This window comes from Polaribacter sp. 2405UD43-2 (genome assembly GCF_058147125.1).
This window is the reverse complement of the sequence record NZ_JBYVJX010000003.1, coordinates 64,518-85,289: the sequence shown is the minus strand read 5'-3', so window position 1 is coordinate 85,289 and position 20,772 is coordinate 64,518. Positions and strand designations below refer to the sequence as shown.

Here is a 20,772-nt window from a genome sequence, read left to right as displayed (position 1 = left end):
TTTAGCAAGAAAATGTATTTTTGCTTTCGATTTAAAAACAACCTCTCAAATGAGGTTAAGATGATAAAAAAAAGAATTATTTACAATGTTTCATAAAAATATAAAATTAGTTTTAGCGGCTTTAATTACAGGTTGGTCTGTATATCAATTTAGCCAAGGAAATATAATGAACGGAATTTCTATCTTATTATTAGCAGGAATTTTTGTTTTGTTTTACTTTAAAAATGAGTTTATTTTAATGGCTTTTTTACAATTAAGAAAGCAAAATTTTGAAGGAACAAAAAAATGGTTAGGTTATATTAAAAACCCTGAAGCTGCTTTAACCATAAAACAACAAGGTTATTTTAATTATTTACACGGAATTATTTTAAGCCAAACTAATATTACACAAGCTGAAAAATATTTACGAAAAGCAGTAAAATTAGGCTTAGCTATGGATCATGATTTAGCAATGGCAAAATTACAATTAGCAGGAATTGCAATGACTAAAAGACGTAAACGTGAAGCTACTAATTTAATGGCAGAAGCTAAAAAATTAGACAAACACGGAATGCTAAAAGAGCAAATGCAAATGATGAAACAACAGATGAAAAAAATCTAGTTCTCCTCCATTTTTTAGTTTTATAATTTTATTAAAGAACTATTTCAACCTTGTTAAACTTAAGTCTTTATTATATTTCACAATAAACAATCCTTTGTTTTCTGATGTTCCAAATAGCCTGTTAGAATAATCAAACTTACTCTCTACTCTAAAAGAAGCACCTTCTTTAAAAGTAGATTTTAAACTGTTACCAGAAGCCAATCTTATTAAAATATCATAAGTAATATCAAAACCTTTGGTTGCATAAAAAGATGGTAAAGCGTTATTTTTTTTAAAATATTGTTTGTTAAATAATTGCGTAGAAAATGATGTTTCATCTATATATTCATCACTTACATAAGTTAAGTTTACCATTGCTAATTTTAGATTGGCAATCTTATCAAAAGCTTTTCCTTTGTTATAAGTAAAAACTCTAGCATTTGTTTCTTCTGGCAAACTTATTAAACTATTTATTGCATCAGCAACTAAAACATCATCATCTGAAGTTAAAACTACCCAGTTATTTACATTTGGTTTTAAAATATCTAAAAAACGTTCTTTAGCAATATAGCCTTCTTGGGGTTTTAAAACATTAACAGCTGTAATAGAATCATAAGATTCTAAAGATCGTTTTATAATATGAGTAGAAATATTTGAAGTTGATTTACCATCTCCTACTAAAATAATATTTCCATTTGTAAAATTGTCTTTAATGTAGGCTGTTAACTCTTCTCTAAACACCTTTTTTTCTGGTGATGTTTTTATTAATCTTGATGAAGAAAAACTAGATTGATTTTTAGAATACACAGGAAAAACAACAGGTACACTCACATTATTAGCAACCCTTTTTACTTCTTCTGAATACAATGGGCCAATGATAACATCATTTTCATTTAAATGATTTTCTGCTAAAATTGTATTAATTTTTGTATTCTTTTTACCTGTGTCAAAAACATTTAAGTCTATTTGTACACCTTGTTTTCTTAAAGAATCTATGGCAATTTCTGCTCCTAAATAAAAGTCTGTGGCAATATTTACCAATCTACTTTTAAAAATATCTTTAGATTTTATAGTATCATTTTCACTAGCCATAAAAGGAAGTAATAATGCTGCTTTTAATGAAGCATTTTCTTCTATTACATCTTCATAAATATTATTTTCTAATACTTCTTCTCCTTCTTCTATGGGTTTAATTTTTATGATTTGCCCAGTTTTTAAACCTTCTGACAATTCAGGATTTAAAGCAATCAAATTTTCTTGAGAGACATTATAAAAACGTGTAAGACTGTAAAACGTATCTCCTTTTTTAACTTCGTAAACAACAAAATTCTTTTTGAGTTCTTTTAGAATCTCTTCTTTGTCTTTTTTTGCTGTATCATCTTTTGTTGTATCCTCTTTTTTATCATCTATAACCTCATCTTCTTTAGAATTATCTGTATTTATAGTTTTCTTATTAGGTATCACTATAACAGTATTTGCTTCAGGTCTTCTACCAACATCAGGATTTAATCTGAGTAAATCTTTGGTTTTCATATCCAATTTCTTGGCTATAATCCTCATAGTTTCACCTTCTTTAACCTTATACTGAATGTATTTTTTTTGCTGACCACAAGAAACCGCAAATGTTAAAATACAAAGAAAAACAAAAAATTTAAGATGTTTCATATACGCTATTCCCATTCTATTGTTGCAGGTGGTTTAGAGCTAATATCATATACAACTCTATTTACACCTTTTACATTATTTATAATTTTATTTGATGTTTTCTGCAAAAACTCATAAGGTAAATTTACCCAATCTGCAGTCATACCATCTGTACTTTCTACGGCTCTTAAAGCTACCACTTTTTCATAAGTTCTTTCATCACCCATAACTCCTACAGAGTTTACTGGTAATAACATTGCGCCTGCTTGCCAAACTTTATCATACAAACCAGCTTCTTTTAATCCGTTTATAAAAACAGCATCTACTTCTTGTAAAATTCTCACTTTTTCTGCTGTAATGTCTCCTAAAATACGAATTCCTAAACCAGGGCCAGGAAAAGGATGACGCCCTAACAACTCAGCATCTATTCCCATAGAAGCTCCTACTCTTCTTACTTCATCTTTAAAAATCATTTTTAAAGGTTCTACAATTTTCAATTTCATAAAATCTGGTAAACCTCCCACATTATGATGACTCTTGATTGTTGCTGATGGACCTCCGTTTACAGAAACCGACTCAATAACATCTGGATAAATGGTGCCTTGTGCCAACCAAGTTACATCTGTAATTTTATGTGCTTCATCATCAAAAACTTCTATAAAAGCATTACCAATTGCTTTTCTTTTTTTCTCTGGTTCTGTAATTCCTTCTAGTGCTTTCAAAAAACGTGCCGAGGCATCTACACCTTTAACGTTTAATCCCATACCTTCGTATTGAGCAAGTACACTTTCGAACTCATTTTTTCGTAAAAGTCCGTTATTTACAAAAATACAATACAGATTTTTACCAATAGCTTTGTTTAATAAGACTGCTGCAACTGTAGAATCTACACCGCCTGAAAGCCCTAAAACAACTTTATCATTACCCACTTTTTCTTGAATTTCTGCAACTGTATTTTCTACAAAACATTGCGATGTCCAAGTTTGAGCAACTCCTGCTATTTTAACTAAAAAGTTTTCTAATAATTGTTTTCCGTCTTTAGAATGATATACTTCTGGATGAAACTGAATGGCAAAAGTTTCTTCTCCTTCAATTTTATACGCAGCATTTTCAACATCTTTTGTACTTGCCAATAATTTTGCGTTGGTTGGTAATTCTTTGATGGTATCTGAATGGCTCATCCAAACTTGGCTTCCTTCAGAAATATTTTCAAAGAAAAGTTCATCACTTTTAATATAAGATAAATTAGCTCTACCATATTCTCTTGTGTTTGATGGCGCTACTTTACCACCAGAAAAATGTGCTAAATATTGTGCTCCGTAACAAACTGCTAAAACAGGTTTCTTACCTCTAATTTCTGATAAATCTGGATGTAAAACATTTTCTCCTCTTACAGAATTTGGGCTTCCTGATAAGATAACCGCTCTAAATTCTGATTGATTTTTTGGAGGATTGTTATAAGGATGAATTTCACAATAAATGTTTAATTCTCTAACTCTTCTCGCAATTAACTGAGTATATTGCGAACCGAAATCTAAAATAAGTACGTTGTGTTGTTGCATACGCAAAAATAATATTTTGATATTAGATTTACGATATTAGATGCTAGATTTTTTTAACCCGTTAGAATTCGTTAAAATTGATGAGAATTTGTGGAAAAAGAGTGCAGTTTGAAGTGTGAAGCATGGAGTTTGAAGTTTAAGACACTTCTTACTTCAAACTTCTTACTTCCATCTACAAACTTCAAGACTTTAAAACTTAATACTTGTAAACAATGGCATTGATGTTCATTCCTGCGCCTACAGAAGCTAAAATAATTACATCTCCTTTGTTAACTTGTTGATTTTCTATTTTACCTTTTAAAACTAAATCTAATAAAGTTGGCACAGTTGCCACAGAACTATTACCCAATTTATGAATACTCATTGGCATTATTCCTTTTGGAATTGGCTTTTTATACAATCTATAAAAACGTTTTATAATGGCTTCATCCATTTTTTCATTTGCTTGATGGATAAATATCTTTTTTACATCCTCTATAGCAACTCCACTTTTGTCTAAAGCAGATTTCATAGCTTTTGGTACATTTGTTATGGCAAACTCATAAATTTTTCTGCCATACATTTTTATATACTTTACATCTTTGTTTAAAGATGTATTAAAAGAATTACCATAAAAAAGAAAAAAAGCTTCTTCTTTTGTCCAACTTTGAGATGCATAACTTATAATACCTGAATCTTGATCTGAAGTTGTTTCAACAATACAAGCCCCTGCACCATCACTATATATCATAGAATCTCTATCGTGTTTATCTACCACTCTTGATAAAGTTTCTGCACCAATAACCAAACATTTTTTTGCGATTCCTGCTTTTATAAAAGCTTGTGCTTGGATAACTCCTTCTACCCAACCTGGGCAACCAAACAAAATATCGTAAGCTACACAGTTAGGATTTATAATTTCTAATTTATGTTTTACCCTTGTGGCTAAACTTGGTAAAATATCACTCTGTATGGTGTCTTTTTTTACATCGCCAAAATTATGTGCTAAGATGATATAATCTAATTCTTCAGGATTTACATTTGCATCTTCAATAGCTTTTTGAGCAGCAAAAAAGGCTAAATCTGAAGTGGTATATGCAGATTTTGCATAACGTCTTTCATCAATACCCGTAATTGCTTTAAACTTTTGTATGATTACCTCATTTTCTGATGAAAAATCTGAGCCATCTTCATTTAAAAAATTACTATCTAAAAAGTCTTTATTTTCTTTTTTTATGGATGGTATAAAAGCTCCTGTTCCTGTTATTTTTGATGAAATCATTTTTCTTTTTTTAGAATTAATATAAAGGTACGTTTAAGTATAAGTTCTAAAATTTAAAAAGAAGTAAAATAACGAAATTCAACAGACAAAAAACAGTTTTTTAGTAGTTAGTTTTAGGTATTATACACACCCATTTTTAGCTCCATAACAGTAGCAATAGACCTTGCTCTGTTTTTCATATTATGTGCTATTTCTCCATCAAAATAGGCATCTATGGTTTCGAATAAATACGATACCCAAATGGTAAAATGTTCTTTTTTAAAAGTTACAAAAGTATTTTTATCTAAATGTTTTTGCATTACATTATTAGTGTAAGTATTGGTATCAAAAAGAATATCATTCCAGAAATCTGTAATTACTTCTAGATGTTCTTCTAAGTGATTTTTAGCAACAATATCCTCAAAAAAAGGAAGCATTTTTTTATCCTCTAATAACAAATCATAAAATTTAGTAATTATGAATTTGATATCTTTTCTTGTGGTAATATCTGGTTTCATCTATAAATATGAGCTATCAAAAGAAAAAGGCAATAAAGAAAGTAGCGATTCTGTTTTAACAACTTCGCCAATTTCTCCCATAAAAAGTACTTGAAATGGTTCTTTTTGATTGATTTCAAATTCGGATAAAGTTTGTCTGCAAGCGCCACAAGGTCCCACAGGTTTGTTAACTTTACTAATTGTTGAACTTGCTGTAATTGCTAATTTTTTAATTTTAATACCTGGAAAAGTAGAACCTGCTTTCCAAACCGCAACTCTTTCTGCACACATACCTGAAGGATATGCTGCGTTTTCTTGGTTATTTCCTAATACAATTTCATCATTTTCTAACAACAAAGCTGCACCTACATTAAATTTTGAGTAAGGTGCATACGCCTTTTTTCTTGCTTCTATTGCTTTATTCATCAATATTTTATCTTCTAAAGATAATTCTGAAATATCTTTAAAAACTGTTGCTGAAGCCGAAATTTGAATTTTTTTCATAAAATTTGTTCGTCAAAAAAAGCAGCCTTTTTTGACTGCTTTTGAATAATGTATAAATTTACTAAAAATTTATCAGATTTTTAGAAATCTTCAAATACTTCTCCTAAATCGAAAGATAAAGAAAATCGCAAAGAATTTTCTAATGGATTATTTACATCTGAAGAGTTAACTAAATAAGATAAATCGATATTTAAAGCATTGGTTTTAAAACCACCACCTAAAGTAAAGTATTGTCTGTTTCCTTTTATTTCGCTTTCATGAAAATAGCCCGCTCTTAAAGCAAAAGCATTGTTGTATAAATACTCAGCTCCTAATGCATAAGTAAACTCTTTTATTTCTTCGCTAAATCCGCCAGGTGCATCACCAAAAGATTGAAAAATTCCACTAACCCAACCAACATTATCATCTTTACCTTCTAGAATTTTACCATTTGTATCTCTTTTTGGAGGAGTTGGTACTAATAATTTTGTAAATTCTAATGTGGCAGAAATGGTATTGTAATCGTCTAAAATAAAATCGAAACCACCTCCTAATTTTAAATTGGTGGGTACAAAGTCTTCATTTTCTGATTTGGTTGTATAATTAACTTTTGGACCAATATTGGTAATGTTAAATCCTAAACGATAACGCCCGTTAAAATTACCATAATTTTCTTCGAAAGATTGATAATAGCCTGAAACATCTACCGCAAAAGAATTAACTGGTTGTATGGTATTGGCTGCTGTACCGTTAAAAGCCAAATTAGAACGCAAGTATTTTAAACCTACTCCCATAGAAAAAGTTTCACTTAATTTTAAAGCATAAGAACCTGAAAAAACAAATTCATTTGGGTCTATGGTACCATTGTCGCTTCCGTCTGATTTTGTTAACTGAATACTCCCTAAAGAAAAATATCTAAATTCTGCTCCCCAAGCTGAGTTTTCGCTAAATCTATTCATATAAGAAACACTTCCAATAAAAATATCATCAGTTAAATTTCGTAACCATGGAGAATAAGTAATCCCTGTTTTTACTTGTCTATTACTAAATGTCATTTTTGCAGGATTATGATACAATGAAAATGCATCTGCACTTGTTGCAACACCCATATCTGCCATACCACCTGCTCTAGCATCTGGCACAATTAATAAAAAAGGAGCTGCTGTTGTTATACCTCCTCTTGTTTGTGCATTTGTAACCTTATTTAAGGTTAAAACACAAATTAAAAAACATAATGCTATTTTTTTCATTTTTATTTTCTTGTTTTGTTTTACAAATATCTAACTTTTATTGAAGTATTACTAATTTTTCGTACTTCTCTGAAACTAGATTACTAATTGTTGATTTTACTCTTAATTTATAAACGTACACTCCTTTGCCTATTTTATTGCCAAAATCGTCTAAACCATTCCAAGTAATGCTTCTTGCCAAATTACCTGGTGTTTGTACATTTTTGTTGATGGTTTTTACTAATTTACCAGAAACTGTAAAAACCTGAACCTGAACTTCTAAAGGCTCATTGGGTTTGTTATGATTAAACCAAAACTCTGTGTAATTTATAAACGGATTCGGATAATTTAATACATTTTCTAAATTTAAAATGGCATCGCTAACAACCACGAAGTTTAACGTAGTTTCTGATGAATTATTGTAAGTATCCCAAGCTTTTATTTTTAAAGTGTGCGGTCCTACTTTTAAATCTCTTAATTTATAGGTAACCTTACCTTTTGTAAAATCGTTTAATTCTGTTTGATAAAAGTCATTTAAAATAATTGGATTGGTTGCATCTCCGTCTAAAATACCCACAATATCATGATCTACAGCTGTAATAGAAGTGTTAATTCCGCTTGCATCTGACAACACAGCAATTAAATTTGGAGATGCATTTGTGTTTCCTCCATCTATAAAAGATTCATCATTCATAAATAATTTAACTTCTGGACCAACTTTATCTTCTGGAGCGTTTTTGTTGATTCCGCCTACAACAACATCAAAATTAGCACCCGATTTATCTATTTTACCATTTTCTGCATAAAAGCTTAATTTACCTTCGCCATAAGCTACTTTTATATCTTTTGGCACAATAAAATCGAATTTAAAAGTGCCGTTTTTTACAGACGATTTACCTCTAAATAATTTACTGTCTTGTGTATTAAAACTCATTTTTATGCCAAATTTATCATTATCTAAGGTTGTTTTTTTTATAGGTTTATCAAAAATTGTGGTAGATAAAGTTCCGTTAAAATCATTTAAAATAGTATTTGTTTTGTCTACAACAACACCTTCAAAAGTAACTTTAGACAGCGCTTTTAATGTATCAACTTTTTTAGCGATAAAGTTTTTACCATTTAACTTTGTAATTTTAATATTTGGTTCAGGTATTGCCAATTTCATAGCGGGATCTCCAAAATGATAAATAAAGAATTTTTGCGTACTTGTAGTTGCATTTTTAGTTTTTACTAACGATTCTGCAATGGACAAATCTTCGTTATTAAATTCTAACAAAACTCTAATTAACTCTAAATTAAATCGCTGACCAACAGATATATAAACCTCTCTAGTAGTAGTTATCATACTTGCAGCACCACCTTGTTTGTTCCATAAAGTAAGTTCTCCTGCAGTGGTTCTGCTTGGGTTATCGAATCTAGAAAAATCACAAGTAACAGTTATTAATAATGGTAATGTGTTAATATTGTTAAAAGATTGTATTTGTGGTTTTACTAAAATTTTTTCTGATGCAAAACCATCTTCACCTCCATGACCAAAATAATCGAATACAAGTGAGCCTTTTTCTATGGCATTTGTAATTGCTTGGTTTACTTCAGGGTAGCGTTCACCTCCAGATGAATTCTGCTGCACATAAGAATCTATGTATATTTTATTGATATTAAAAACTGATTTTTTATTTTTAATTTCGTTGGAAATTAATTCAACTCCTTGTTGCAAAATTTCTTCTCCTGGTTCATCAATATCATCAGCCAACATTGTAATGGTATTTCTCCAATCTCCAATTGCTTCTTTTTTATAGTAAGATAATATTTTATCTACCACATCTTTGGCTTGAGAAACTGTGGAAACAGGAATTCTACTAGAAGCAACATCTACTGTATGATTGCTTAACATATTGCCTTCATTGTCATCTAACATCACATAAAAATCATCAGTAACCCAAGAATTTGCTAGGTTAAAACTGCTGTAAGATAATTTTACAGGCACAATATTATTGTTAGAAGTTATTCTGTCTTTATAATCGTAAGAAGCATCACCAAAAAAACAAACATATTTTAATTTTTTATCTGCAGATGAATTGGTTGCATAAATATGTTTTATAAAATCTCTAATACCTGTAATATCTTTAGAACCCGAAGAAAACTCATTATAAATATCTTCTAAAACCACAACTTTTGTTGTTAAATTAGAGTTTGTTTGATGATAATCTGCTAATCTTTGTGCTTGACCAGAAAGTTCTGGAATGGTAATAATTAAGTAGTTTATATCTTTAATTCCGTGTAAATTTTGATTGACAACTTTTGATTTTTGAATAGCTTTTGGCGTGTAAAAATTATTTTGTGATACAACTATATATTCTTTTAAATTCCCCTTATCATCTAACCCAGCTTTATCTTTAAAACTAAAGTCAGAACCAGAACTTTCATTTGCAATACTCTTTGGATTTATATAATTAGAAACCTCCCAAACTTGAAAAATATTATTGGCATTTTTAATTTGATATTGTATAGTTCCTGTTGCTGCTGCTTGCTCAAAACTTCTAAAAGAAAACTGATTGCCATCTGCTATTAATTCTTTTTTACCATTAATTTCTATAAAATCTAAAAACGTATTTGCTGAAGGATTTCCGCCATTGTTATATTCTAAAGAAACATCTATTACATTAGAAGTATTCTTTATTTCTGCAGTTCTTTCTTTAGCAATAGCTTTGGTTAGCGATGCTGGGTTAACACCAAAAAAATTCAGGCTGTAAATATCGCTACCATTAACTTTTACTTTTAATGTTGATGAAACTACCGAGTTAGAAACTGCTCTAACTCTTACTGTAATATTTTCTCCAGATACTGCATTTGGGAATGGAATTTTAAAATTTTGCTTATTTTCTATATTTAAATCTTTATTGTAAAACCATTGTGTACCAGCAGAAATAAGGTTTTTTTCATCCTTTTCTATAAAAGTAAAATCATTAAAAGTTGTAATTGTTTTAGAAGAACTATTAGTAATAGGAGTTTTGGTTTGAATTCTTTTACCATCTGCATCATTTACGGTAATAAAATAAAAAGCTTCATCAGAAAAAATATTATATCTGTGTTTTGCATTTTTTTGTGTGGTATTTACTTCCCAATCATGAGGTCCTTTTGCATAAAACAAAATATAATCATCATTATTAAAAACACCATCATCTTCGCCTTTAATATAAATAGCATTTTCTTGCAAATCATCATACCTAGCATCGCTATTTAATGTTGGTAATAACTGACCTCCATTACCATAAATATGAATCTTTTTAGGATTTAATCCACTGGTAGCTATTCCTATCTGCTGCAAAAAATTTTTATCTATTTTAAAAACTCCAGTAGTATCTACAGAAAATTTATACCAATCTCCACTAGACAAAACAGAATTTGTAACTTGACCTAAAACTATAGGTGTTAAAAAACTTAAAAAAATGAATAAAAAATAACGCTTCATAAATAGTATTCAAATAACGCAAATAATTTATAGATATTTTAGTACTAAGCTACATAAATTATACTAAATTAAAAAAGCAACCGTTTTATGATAGTAAATATAAAATGATGCGTTAAATTTAGCAATTTACTTGCCTAAAAGCATATTTATTGTAAATTGCATCGCTATAATAAAAACCCTAATAATTTTTCTTTTAGAAAATGAAAAACATATTAAAAATTTCTTTTGTTGTATTAACAACAATATTTTTAGCTAATTGTAGTAGATCTACAGCAGGCAAATCTAAATTAACAGGTTTAAATTTTAATGACCAAAGAGATGGAAACTTTACCAAAGGGAATTCTTTTGAAGGTCAAGAACCACCTTTAGGTATGGTTGCTATAGAAGGAGGTTCTTTTACAATGGGGCAAGTTCAAGACGATGTTATGTTTGATTGGAATACAACTCCTAAAAAACTACACGTTCGATCTTTTTTTATGGATGAAACCGAAGTTACAAATTCTGAATACTTTTTATTTGTACAATATATTAAAGATGTTTTTCCGCCGTCTGAAGAAAAATACAAACATATTTACAGTTCTGTTTTACCAGACACTTTAGTTTGGAGAAAAAGCTTAGGAAATACAGATGTTTTATCTGAAAACTATTTAAGACATCCTGCTTATGCAGATTACCCAGTAGTTGGTGTTAGTTGGATTCAAGCAAACCAATACTGCAAATGGCGTACAGATGCTGTTAATCTAAAACGATTAATTGATAAAGGATATCTTAAAAATATATTAGCTATGGATACGATCAGAAATTATTTTGATACAGAAGTATTTTTAGCTGATGATTCTAAACTTTTTGAAGGAGATACTACCATATACAAAAAAGGAATAAGAACTAGAGGTGCAAGAAGACAAAGCAGAAATGCTTTTCAAGGAAGAAAAATAACAAGAGCTGATGGAGTTATTGGCCCTAAATTTAGATTACCCACAGAAGCAGAGTGGGAGTTTGCAGCTAAAGCAACCTTAGAAAACAGAGAGTACAACAATATTAGAGGCAGAAAAAAATATGCTTGGAATGGTAAGTATACCAGAGAGAAAAAGAAACGTTTTAGGGGAGATCAATTAGCAAACTTTAAACAAGGTAAAGGGCAATATAGTGGTTTACCAGGATGGAGTTCAGATGGTTCTGACATTCCTATTAGAGTTAAATCTTATCCGCCAAATGCATTTGGTTTGTATGATATGTCTGGCAATGTAGCAGAATGGGTTGCAGATGTTTATAGACCTTTAATAGACAATGAAGCTAATGATTTTAATTATTTTAGAGGTAACATCTTTACAAAAAAAATGATTGATGAAAATGGAAATGTTGTTATAGCTGGTTCTTCTAAAAATGGTGCAGAAGTTGCTTATGATACATTACCAAATGGAAAAATAGTACCAAAACAATTACCCGGAAGTATTAAATACATACCTATTACTAAAAACGATGTAACTCTAAGAAGAAACTTTACGCAGTCTGACAACAGAAGTATTAGAGATGGAGATTTAAATTCTTCAAGGTTTTACCAAGATGAGGAAGATGAATTTGATTCAAAACCAAGTATGTATAATTCTCCTAAAAGACCAACTGTAGTATATGATTCTATTCTTGGTAGAAAAGTAATTACAAACGATTCTAAAAAAAGAACTACTTTAATTAGCGATAGAACTAGAGTTTACAAAGGAGGATCTTGGTCTGATAGAGAATATTGGTTAGACCCTGCCCAAAGAAGATATTTACCAGAATATATGGCTACCAACTATATTGGCTTTAGATGTGTTTCTGATAAAGTAGGTCCAATGACATACAAAAAAAGAAAATCTAGAAACTAACACTCAGTTCTCATAAAAACATAAAACCTCATTGCTTTTACAATGAGGTTTTTTTATCTTTAAAAAATGAAGATTAAAAACATTTATCAACTATACAAAGAGTTTAATTTAGTAGATACAGACACTAGAAATATTCGTAAGAACTCTTTATTTTTTGCCTTAAAAGGCGACAATTTTAATGGTAATAAATTTGCAGAAGATGCTTTAAAAAAAGGTGCAAAATATGCTATTATAGATGAAAAAGAGTATAAAACTAATAGTTCTATCATTCTTGTTGATGACGTTTTAGAAACTTTACAAAAGTTAGCCAATTACCATCGCAAGCAATTATCTATCCCTTTTATTGGTTTAACAGGCAGTAATGGAAAAACAACAACTAAAGAACTCATAAATTGTGTTTTAAGTAAAAAGTATAAAACTACTGCTACAATTGGTAATTTAAACAACCATATTGGTGTTCCTTTAACTTTGTTATCCATAAGTAAGAAAACTGAAATAGCCATTATAGAAATGGGTGCAAATCATCAAAAAGAAATCGAGTTTTTATCTTCTATTTGCGAGCCCAACTTTGGCTATATAACCAATTTTGGGAAAGCGCATTTAGAAGGTTTTGGAGGAATAGAAGGTGTAATAAAAGGGAAAAGTGAATTGTATCATTATATTAAAAATAATGATAAAATTGCTTTTGTAAATCAAAATGATATAATTCAGTTAGAAAAAAGTAAAAACTTAAATTCAATTTTTTTTGATGCTTCTATTTCATTAATCGAAGCAAATCCTTTTGTAAAAGTAAAATATAAATCCTCAGAGATTCTTAGCAATCTTATTGGAAAGTATAATTATACAAATATTGCAGCTGCAATTACTATTGGTAGTTATTTTAAAGTATCAGAAAAAGACATCAAAAATGCAATAGAGAATTACACTCCAACAAACAATCGTTCTCAAATCATAGAAAAAAAATACAACAGAATTATCTTAGATGCTTATAATGCAAACCCTTCTAGTATGAAAGCTGCTTTAGAGAGTTTTTCTTTAACTAAAGAAAATTATAAAACCGTTATTTTGGGTGATATGTTTGAGTTGGGTAAAACCAGTCAGAAAGAACATCAAAAAATTGCAAATTTAGCCTATGATTTAAATTTTGATACTACAATTTTAGTAGGAAATAATTTTAGTTTAGTTGATACTAAAAATCATCAATTTAAAACCTTTGAAGAGTTAGAAATTTATATAAAGAAAAATCCTCTTAAACATCAATCAATTTTGATTAAAGGTTCAAGAGGAATGCAATTAGAAAGACTTTTAAATCTTATTAATTGATATTATTTTTATGATATTCTAATAAATTATCTATAGGTCTTTGTATAACATCAGTAATTTTTAAATTATTTTTTTCTGCAATATTTTCTAAAATATCTCTAAAATAATGTGCTATAGAGCCAATAAAATATATGGGTGTTGCAGATGTTTTATGAAATGGTAAAACTCTGTATTTAAAAAATTTCTGAAAACCTTTTTTAATTATTCTTTTTATATATTTTTCTTCTTTAAAATCGAACATAAATTTTGCAAAAGAAGCTAAATACATATTTGGGTTTGATTCTCTGTATAAATTTCTTTTAATATAATCTGCATCTAAGTTAAATTCTTCTTCAAATTTTTTGGCAATTTCATCTGGCATTTTTTTGTAATAATAATCTATAATTAATTTTTTACCAAAATAATTACCACTTGCTTCATCCATTAAAATATATCCTAAAGAAGGTGTAAGCATTTCTAATTCAGAACCGTTAAAATAACAACTATTAGAACCTGTACCCAGTATACAAACCAAAGCTGGTTCTTTACCAGTAGCAGCGTAAACTGCCGCTAGCATATCTTCGGAAACAAAGATTTTTGCTTTTACAAAAATAGAGGCTAATACACTTTTTAATATTTCAATTGGCTTTTCTGTTCCACACCCGGCTCCGTAAAAATGAATCTCTTCAACATCATCTTTAACATTAATAAGCTGAAACATATTGATTATTCTGTTATACAATTCTTCTTTTGGAACAATGGCTGGATTCAATCCTAAAGTTCTTGTTCTAAATATTTCTTCTTTATTTTCTATGGCGATCCAATCTGCTTTAGTAGATCCTCCGTCTGCGATTAAAATCATAATTTTATCTATTTTACTCAAAGATATTACAAGTAAACCGCATATACAATAGCGATTTAAACTTCAATCGTTTTCGTAAATGTTAATTTTTTTTGAATATGAATAACACTAAAAAAAGTCTGTTAAATATTGTAAATTTGTAGTAAATTTTAAATATGTTTTTTTTTAAGAAAAAGGAAATTCCTTTAGCTAATTTTTTCCCTAAAGGTTTTGTAGATATTCATTCGCATTTAGTACCTGGTATTGATGATGGTGCAAAAAACATAGATAATTCTATAGAATTAATTACAAAAATGAGGTCTTATGGTATTAAAGATTTTATTACTACTCCTCACGTTTTGGGTGATGTTTACCCTAATTCTTCAGAAAAAATAAAGAGTAAACTTCAAGAAGTTAAAGATGAGCTTTTAAAAAGAAATATGAATGATATTTCTTTTAGAGCGGCAGCAGAATATATGATGGATGAACAGTTTTCTTTGCTCTTAGAAAAAGAGGATATTTTAACTCTTAAAGACAATTATATTTTAGTTGAAATGTCTTATTTTAATGCTCCTATTAACTTGTATGATATTTTATTTGAAATACAACTTAAAGGTTATAAACCTATCTTAGCTCACCCTGAACGTTATAATTTTTATCATAATGATTTTGAAAGTTATTACAAACTAAAAAAAGCAGGATGTCTTTTTCAGTTAAATCTTTTATCATTAACAGAACAATATGGAAAAAATGTTCAAAAAATAAGTAATGAATTACTAAAAGAAAACTTATATAATTTTGTTGGTAGTGATACGCATCACCAACATCACTTAGAGCTTTTAAAAAAGATTGGAACTAAAAAGAACTTAGAAAAAATCAAAGTTTTAATTGAAAACAACATTAAAACTTTTAAATAAAAAAGCAGCTTAAAAAGTTGCTTTTTTATAGGTAAAACTTATGAAAATATTTTTTTATACCATGGTTTTTCTTGTTCTGCTAAATAACCATAGCCATACCCTCCATAACCATACCCATAACTTCTTTTAGGATCTGTATCATTAAGAACTATAGCCATATTTGGTAATCTCTTATTCTTATACAAATCTTCTGGTACAGCTAACAACCTTTTATCAATATAATTTGCTCTAACAACATATAAAAACATATCAGCATACTTAGAAATCAATAAAGTGTCCGTAACTAAATTTACTGGAGCAGTATCTACTATTACATAATCATAATAATAATAATTTTTTACTTCTGTAAATAAATTCTCAACACTTTTACTAACTAATAATTCAGCTGGGTTTGGAGGAATAGCACCAGATGAAATAATATCTAAATTTTCAATTCCAGAGATATTAAATTTCAAATCATCTAAGGTTAAATTTTTACTAGTAATATAGTTTGTAACTCCTTTTCTACTCTCTAACCCAAGATACTCAGTAACTTTTGGAGCACGCAAATCCATCCCCATTAATAAAACCCTTTTTCCAGATTGCGCTAAAGTAGCTGCTAAATTTATAGAAATAAATGACTTACCTTCTCCACTTGTTGTAGATGTAATAAAAATAAACTTACTTGTTTTTGTATTACCTGCCAACATAAAATCTAAATTAGTTCTAATCAATCTAAATGCTTCTGAGGTACTAGATCTAGAGTCTTGCCCTATTACAATTTTACCTTTGGTTTCTGAATGAGGAACATCGCCTAAAAAAGGTGAATTCGTTAAATCTTCTATATCTTTTCTAGTATGAATTTTTGTATCTAACAAATTCTTTAAATAAATAATAATAAAAGGAATTATCAACCCTAACAAAAATGCAGCTGAATAAATTACTTTTCTTTTTGGAGATACCGCTACACCAGTGCTATATGCTTTATCAATAATTTTTGCATTAGTAACAGTAACTGCCAAAGATATTGCTGTTTCTTCTTTCTTTTTTAGTAAATAAGAATACAATCCAGAAATAATCTCTTGTTGTCTTGCAATATCTATAAACCCTCTTTCAATTACAGGAATAGAAAATATTTTATTATCAATAATTTTATCAACCTTTACCAACTCATCTATTTCAATTTTAATAGATAAAACTAAATTTTTTATACTTTGTTTTAAATTTTTTCTCTGAGTCTTAATTTCTCTTCTTAATTGAATTAATCTTGGATTCTTTTCTCCTGCATTGATAGATAATTTATTTTTTGCCAACACTAATTTATTAAACTCAATAATCGATTCAGTTATGTTTTCATCTCTTAAACCTAAATTAGGAGGCAGTGTTTCATCTTTACTATCTTTTAGATTTTTTAAAACTCCTTCTGCTAGAGTCTTCTGTGTTTTTAATACTATTAGCTTTTCATTATTCTTTGATGCTTGCTCTAAAATTAATTCACCCTCATTAGACAAACCAGTAATATTATTTTCAGTTTTAAAATTTTTAACTCTATCTTGAATTTGGGCTAATTCTTGATAAACTTTTTCTAATCTATCATTTATAAAATCTCTAGTTTTTTGAGATACTTCATTTTTATCATTTATTGCATCGATATTGTACTGTCTAACCAGTTCATCTAAAAAGTCTTCAGCTTTGGATTGAACGGGGCTATTTATTGATAGTTTTAAAACACTAGTATTTTTATTTATAGGTGAGATATTTATTTTCCCTCTATAAAAGTCTATTGTCTTTTCTCTTTTTTTAATTTGTATATAAATATCTTCATTAAAATTCTTCTTCTTATTTAATAATGAAATTTTAAACCTTCCAATATTTGAATACACCTCTTCATCGTATAGATACTTTTTTGCATTTTCTTTTAACGAATTTGATAAGGTAAAAGTCTTATTATCCACAAGAGAAACAACCATTGTTGTATCTTTGTCTAAAAATACAGAGTCTTTCTGAATAAATTTTAGTTTTATTGGACTATTACTGTATAATTCTGATTTTATAACCCTTCCTTCAACAATATATAAAATATTTAAATCTAGGCTATCTACAACATTTCCAATTATTTTTCTAGATTTTATAATTTCGATTTCATTATCAGTATTATTTACAGATCCTGTACCTACTATTCCTAAATCTGCAACTGCTTTTAATTGATCAGAAATACCTGACTTCTGATTATCTTTAATCATTATGGTAGAAATAGCATTATACTTAGGAGGTGTATATCGTAAATACAAATAAGCCCCTAATAAGGAAAACACACCACCTAAAACAAACCATTTCCAGTGAATTAAATATTTTTCAATTTCTTCTCTAATATTTAGAGAGTCGTTATCCATAACCTTATTGGTATTAAAAACTTTTTCTTCTTGCATTTTATCTTGTTAAAAGAGAAACTATTGTAATCAATAGACCTGTTATTGAAATAAATAAACTAGTATTAGAATTACTTGATGCAGACTGAATTCTTGCATAATTATGTTCTATATATATATTATCGTTTTGCTGTAAATAGAACACTGGAGATGTGTAAAGGCTTTTAGATCTTAAATCTATTCTGTATTCTTGCTTTTGGTTGTTAACTTCTCTAACAACCATAACATTATCTCTTCTTCCTGAAATATTTAAATCTCCTGCCAAGCTTATTGCATCGAAAATAGTAACTCTTTCGTTTGGAATTGTATAAGTGCCTGGATTTTTAACATCTCCCATAATATTAATCTTAAAATTAGTAATTCTAATATTAATATTTGGATTTTTTAAATACTCTGGAGACAATTTATTTTTTAACAAAGAAATAGCTTGCTCTCTAGTTAAACCTCCTATTTTTAGTTTTCCTAAAATAGGAAAATCTATTTCTCCTTTACGATCTACTAAATATGGTAATTGTGTAGGTTGACCAACTAAAGAGTTTGTTGAAGTAGATGTAACAACTGCAGGAAGATTAAATACTCTTGCAGCTTCAAAATCATCAGATGTTACTGCTATTTGCAATAAATCATCTGGCTTAAAAACTGTAGTGTAAACATTACTTACTTTTGTTTGATCTATTTCGTCATTTTGTAAATACGCAATTTTTTTATTGGAAACACATGAAGAAAAAATTATTACTAACAAAAAATACTTCAAGTAACTGCGTAAAGTTTTGTTTAAATACATATATATTTTTTCTGCGAAAATACTATAAAAATTATTTACTAGCTAACTTTATCTAATTTTTCAAATTCAGAATTTTTAGATACATATTCTGGCAACAATTCTTTCATTAGTACAACAAGTTCACAATTGTCTAATTGTCTAAAATCATTTGAAAGTAAATCTATTTTAGATTTTACAATGGCATAATCAACTTCTTGAGTCTTAGCTATCATAATCTTCTCATGGTAAGTTTTGACTGTATTTTCTCCATTGGCTAACAACTCTTCATATAGTTTTTCTCCTGGCCTTAAACCTGTTATTTTAATATCAATATCTTCTGGATATTTTAATCCAGACAAGTAAATCATTCTTTTTGCAATTTCAAAAATCTTGACTGATTTACCCATATCAAAAATGTAAATTTCACCTCCATTACCCATTGTTCCTGCTTCTAAAACTAAACTGCACGCTTCAGGAATTGTCATAAAATATCTTGTAATATCTTTATGAGTTACTGTTAACGGACCTCCATTTTCTATTTGTCTTTTAAATAATGGTATTACTGAACCATTAGATCCTAAAACATTTCCAAATCTAGTAGTTGTAAATTTTGTAATTTTTGTTTGCTTGCTTACACAACTAATATATAATTCTGCAATTCTTTTAGAAGCACCCATAACATTTGTAGGGTTAACTGCTTTATCAGTTGAAACCATTACAAATCGTTCTATGTTATTTTTTATAGACAAATCAGCTAAATTTTTGGTTCCTAAAACATTAATTTTTATGGCTTCATAGGGTGATTTTTCCATTAATGGAACATGCTTATAAGCTGCTGCATGAAAAACTCTTTGTGGTTTATATTTTTCAAAAATTCTAGAAATTTTATATTTATCTCTAACATCAGAAACAATAGCGACAAAGTTTGTAATCCCTTTTTGTTTTAATTCTTGCTCAAGATCATAAAGTGGTGATTCTGCTTGGTCTACCAATACAATAAGTTTACAACTGTACAAGCTTAACTGTCTAGATATTTCGCTTCCTATAGATCCTGCAGCTCCTGTTACAAGAATTACTTTATTATTTACCTCTCTTTTAACGATAGGATTGTCAATTAAAATTTGTTCTCTATCAAGCAAATCGTCAATATTAACTTGCTTAATTTGATTTGCTTTTAAATCTCCTTCAATCCATTTTGATAATGGTGGTACAATTTTTACTTTAACCTTTAATTTTATTAATTTGTCTGTAATTTCTAGCAGTTTATTAGATTTTAAATTTTGTATAGAAATAATAACTTCATTAATATTATTTTTTTCTATGAAATTTTCATCTATTTTTTCGGGACTGTAAATTCTAATTCTATCAATTTTTTTATTTATTTTATTATTGTCATCATCAATAAAACCAACAATATCATAATTGTTTTTTTTATCTCTATTTAATGCCCCATATGTAATTATTCCTGAATCTCCTGCACCGTAAATAAGTGCATTTGTTATTGATTTTATTTCTGTTGATATAACCTCATAAAAAGCTTTAAAAATATATCTACTAATTATTAAAACAAATACAGATACTAAATAGTGAATTAGAATTATCGATTTTGGGATGGTAAAAGCCTTACTAAAAACAAAAAGCTGGTTAACTATTACTAAAAAGGCTATAATTATACTAAAAATTGACACCCCTATAAAAACATTAAAAGCATCCTTAGTACCTGTGTGCCTTATAATCCCTTTATATGAACCCACAATAAGAAAACTAAAAGCAGCAACCATAATTACAATAGGCAATTGACTAATTAAATGAGAGGTATCATAATCAAAGCTTAAGTTAAATCTTATTGAATAAGCAACAATAAATGAAAAACATATTAAAACAATATCTACAAATAAAACTAACCACCTAGAAGCATATTTATTTAATGCCTTAATAAAAAAATCTCTTAACATAATAATTATTTCAT

At 28.5% G+C, this 20,772-nt stretch carries 15 protein-coding genes; 4 read left to right on the top strand and 11 right to left on the bottom strand.

Annotated elements, in window-relative coordinates; all coding sequences use genetic code 11:
* Nucleotides 1–85 precede the first annotated feature (85 nt).
* Nucleotides 86–601, top strand: a complete 516-nt coding sequence (locus ACY2RX_RS05580; RefSeq protein ID WP_490102985.1) for a DUF2892 domain-containing protein — start codon at nucleotides 86–88, stop codon at nucleotides 599–601.
* 39 nt (nucleotides 602–640) lie between these two features.
* Here ACY2RX_RS05580 and ACY2RX_RS05575 read toward each other — a convergent pair whose 3' ends face one another.
* The 7 genes from ACY2RX_RS05575 to porU all read right to left on the bottom strand — a co-directional run bounded on the left by ACY2RX_RS05575 (nucleotide 641) and on the right by porU (nucleotide 10,707).
* Nucleotides 641–2,245 carry a LysM peptidoglycan-binding domain-containing protein gene (locus ACY2RX_RS05575; RefSeq protein WP_490102984.1) on the bottom strand — a complete coding sequence of 535 codons (1,605 nt, stop codon included), beginning with the start codon at nucleotides 2,243–2,245 and terminating at the stop codon, nucleotides 641–643.
* A gap of 5 nt (nucleotides 2,246–2,250) precedes the next feature.
* Nucleotides 2,251–3,786: a glutamine-hydrolyzing GMP synthase gene (gene guaA / locus ACY2RX_RS05570; RefSeq protein ID WP_490102983.1), complete on the bottom strand. Its 1,536-nt coding sequence runs from the start codon at nucleotides 3,784–3,786 to the stop codon at nucleotides 2,251–2,253.
* Between the two features lie 196 nt (nucleotides 3,787–3,982).
* Nucleotides 3,983–5,047: a 3-oxoacyl-ACP synthase III family protein gene (locus tag ACY2RX_RS05565; RefSeq protein ID WP_490102982.1), complete on the bottom strand. Its 1,065-nt coding sequence runs from the start codon at nucleotides 5,045–5,047 to the stop codon at nucleotides 3,983–3,985.
* Between the two features lie 113 nt (nucleotides 5,048–5,160).
* Nucleotides 5,161–5,544 (bottom strand): group III truncated hemoglobin, encoded by a 384-nt coding sequence (locus tag ACY2RX_RS05560; protein WP_490102981.1) that lies wholly within the window; start codon nucleotides 5,542–5,544, stop codon nucleotides 5,161–5,163.
* On the bottom strand, nucleotides 5,545–6,027 hold the full coding sequence (gene cdd, locus ACY2RX_RS05555) for a cytidine deaminase (RefSeq protein ID WP_490102980.1): 483 nt from the start codon (nucleotides 6,025–6,027) through the stop codon (nucleotides 5,545–5,547).
* Between the two features lie 80 nt (nucleotides 6,028–6,107).
* Nucleotides 6,108–7,256: a type IX secretion system outer membrane channel protein PorV gene (gene porV / locus ACY2RX_RS05550; protein WP_490102979.1), complete on the bottom strand. Its 1,149-nt coding sequence runs from the start codon at nucleotides 7,254–7,256 to the stop codon at nucleotides 6,108–6,110.
* 37 nt (nucleotides 7,257–7,293) lie between these two features.
* Nucleotides 7,294–10,707, bottom strand: a complete 3,414-nt coding sequence (gene porU, locus ACY2RX_RS05545) for a type IX secretion system sortase PorU (protein WP_490102978.1) — start codon at nucleotides 10,705–10,707, stop codon at nucleotides 7,294–7,296.
* Nucleotides 10,708–10,907: 200 nt separating this feature from the next.
* Here porU and gldJ point away from each other — a divergent pair, with 200 nt between their 5' ends.
* Both gldJ and ACY2RX_RS05535 read left to right on the top strand, forming a co-directional pair.
* Nucleotides 10,908–12,572 (top strand): gliding motility lipoprotein GldJ, encoded by a 1,665-nt coding sequence (gldJ, locus tag ACY2RX_RS05540; protein WP_490102977.1) that lies wholly within the window; start codon nucleotides 10,908–10,910, stop codon nucleotides 12,570–12,572.
* 66 nt (nucleotides 12,573–12,638) lie between these two features.
* Complete coding sequence (locus tag ACY2RX_RS05535; protein ID WP_490102976.1) at nucleotides 12,639–13,895, top strand: UDP-N-acetylmuramoyl-tripeptide--D-alanyl-D-alanine ligase; 1,257 nt, start codon at nucleotides 12,639–12,641, stop codon at nucleotides 13,893–13,895.
* Here the strand turns inward: ACY2RX_RS05535 and ACY2RX_RS05530 are convergent.
* Nucleotides 13,888–14,736 carry an N-acetylglucosamine kinase gene (locus ACY2RX_RS05530; RefSeq protein ID WP_490102975.1) on the bottom strand — a complete coding sequence of 283 codons (849 nt, stop codon included), beginning with the start codon at nucleotides 14,734–14,736 and terminating at the stop codon, nucleotides 13,888–13,890. The two genes, ACY2RX_RS05535 and ACY2RX_RS05530, sit on opposite strands and share 8 nt — an antisense overlap.
* Nucleotides 14,737–14,891: 155 nt before the next feature.
* On the opposite strand from ACY2RX_RS05530, the gene ACY2RX_RS05525 reads away from it, so the two are divergent.
* Complete coding sequence (locus ACY2RX_RS05525; protein WP_490102974.1) at nucleotides 14,892–15,632, top strand: tyrosine-protein phosphatase; 741 nt, start codon at nucleotides 14,892–14,894, stop codon at nucleotides 15,630–15,632.
* Between the two features lie 38 nt (nucleotides 15,633–15,670).
* Here ACY2RX_RS05525 and ACY2RX_RS05520 read toward each other — a convergent pair whose 3' ends face one another.
* The 3 genes from ACY2RX_RS05520 to ACY2RX_RS05510 are packed head-to-tail and all read right to left on the bottom strand — an operon-like array spanning nucleotide 15,671 to nucleotide 20,758.
* Nucleotides 15,671–18,040, bottom strand: coding sequence for a GumC family protein (locus tag ACY2RX_RS05520; RefSeq protein WP_490102973.1), 2,370 nt, complete (start codon nucleotides 18,038–18,040; stop codon nucleotides 15,671–15,673).
* A 1-nt stretch (nucleotide 18,041) separates the two neighbouring features.
* Complete coding sequence (locus ACY2RX_RS05515; RefSeq protein WP_490102972.1) at nucleotides 18,042–18,824, bottom strand: polysaccharide biosynthesis/export family protein; 783 nt, start codon at nucleotides 18,822–18,824, stop codon at nucleotides 18,042–18,044.
* A gap of 38 nt (nucleotides 18,825–18,862) precedes the next feature.
* Nucleotides 18,863–20,758, bottom strand: a complete 1,896-nt coding sequence (locus ACY2RX_RS05510) for a polysaccharide biosynthesis protein (RefSeq protein ID WP_490102971.1) — start codon at nucleotides 20,756–20,758, stop codon at nucleotides 18,863–18,865.
* Between the last annotated feature and the right edge of the window lie 14 nt (nucleotides 20,759–20,772).

Excerpts from the sequence above, each read along its gene's own strand:
- ACY2RX_RS05580 (WP_490102985.1), top strand. The coding sequence starts at position 86 with ATGTTTCATAAAAATATAAAATTAGTTTTAGCGGCTTTAATTACAGGT.
- ACY2RX_RS05575 (WP_490102984.1), bottom strand. The coding sequence starts at position 2,245 with ATGAAACATCTTAAATTTTTTGTTTTTCTTTGTATTTTAACATTTGCG.
- guaA (WP_490102983.1), bottom strand. The coding sequence starts at position 3,786 with ATGCAACAACACAACGTACTTATTTTAGATTTCGGTTCGCAATATACT.
- ACY2RX_RS05565 (WP_490102982.1), bottom strand. The coding sequence starts at position 5,047 with ATGATTTCATCAAAAATAACAGGAACAGGAGCTTTTATACCATCCATA.
- ACY2RX_RS05560 (WP_490102981.1), bottom strand. The coding sequence starts at position 5,544 with ATGAAACCAGATATTACCACAAGAAAAGATATCAAATTCATAATTACT.
- cdd (WP_490102980.1), bottom strand. The coding sequence starts at position 6,027 with ATGAAAAAAATTCAAATTTCGGCTTCAGCAACAGTTTTTAAAGATATT.
- porV (WP_490102979.1), bottom strand. The coding sequence starts at position 7,256 with ATGAAAAAAATAGCATTATGTTTTTTAATTTGTGTTTTAACCTTAAAT.
- porU (WP_490102978.1), bottom strand. The coding sequence starts at position 10,707 with ATGAAGCGTTATTTTTTATTCATTTTTTTAAGTTTTTTAACACCTATA.
- gldJ (WP_490102977.1), top strand. The coding sequence starts at position 10,908 with ATGAAAAACATATTAAAAATTTCTTTTGTTGTATTAACAACAATATTT.
- ACY2RX_RS05535 (WP_490102976.1), top strand. The coding sequence starts at position 12,639 with ATGAAGATTAAAAACATTTATCAACTATACAAAGAGTTTAATTTAGTA.
- ACY2RX_RS05530 (WP_490102975.1), bottom strand. The coding sequence starts at position 14,736 with ATGATTTTAATCGCAGACGGAGGATCTACTAAAGCAGATTGGATCGCC.
- ACY2RX_RS05525 (WP_490102974.1), top strand. The coding sequence starts at position 14,892 with ATGTTTTTTTTTAAGAAAAAGGAAATTCCTTTAGCTAATTTTTTCCCT.
- ACY2RX_RS05520 (WP_490102973.1), bottom strand. The coding sequence starts at position 18,040 with ATGCAAGAAGAAAAAGTTTTTAATACCAATAAGGTTATGGATAACGAC.
- ACY2RX_RS05515 (WP_490102972.1), bottom strand. The coding sequence starts at position 18,824 with ATGTATTTAAACAAAACTTTACGCAGTTACTTGAAGTATTTTTTGTTA.
- ACY2RX_RS05510 (WP_490102971.1), bottom strand. The coding sequence starts at position 20,758 with ATGTTAAGAGATTTTTTTATTAAGGCATTAAATAAATATGCTTCTAGG.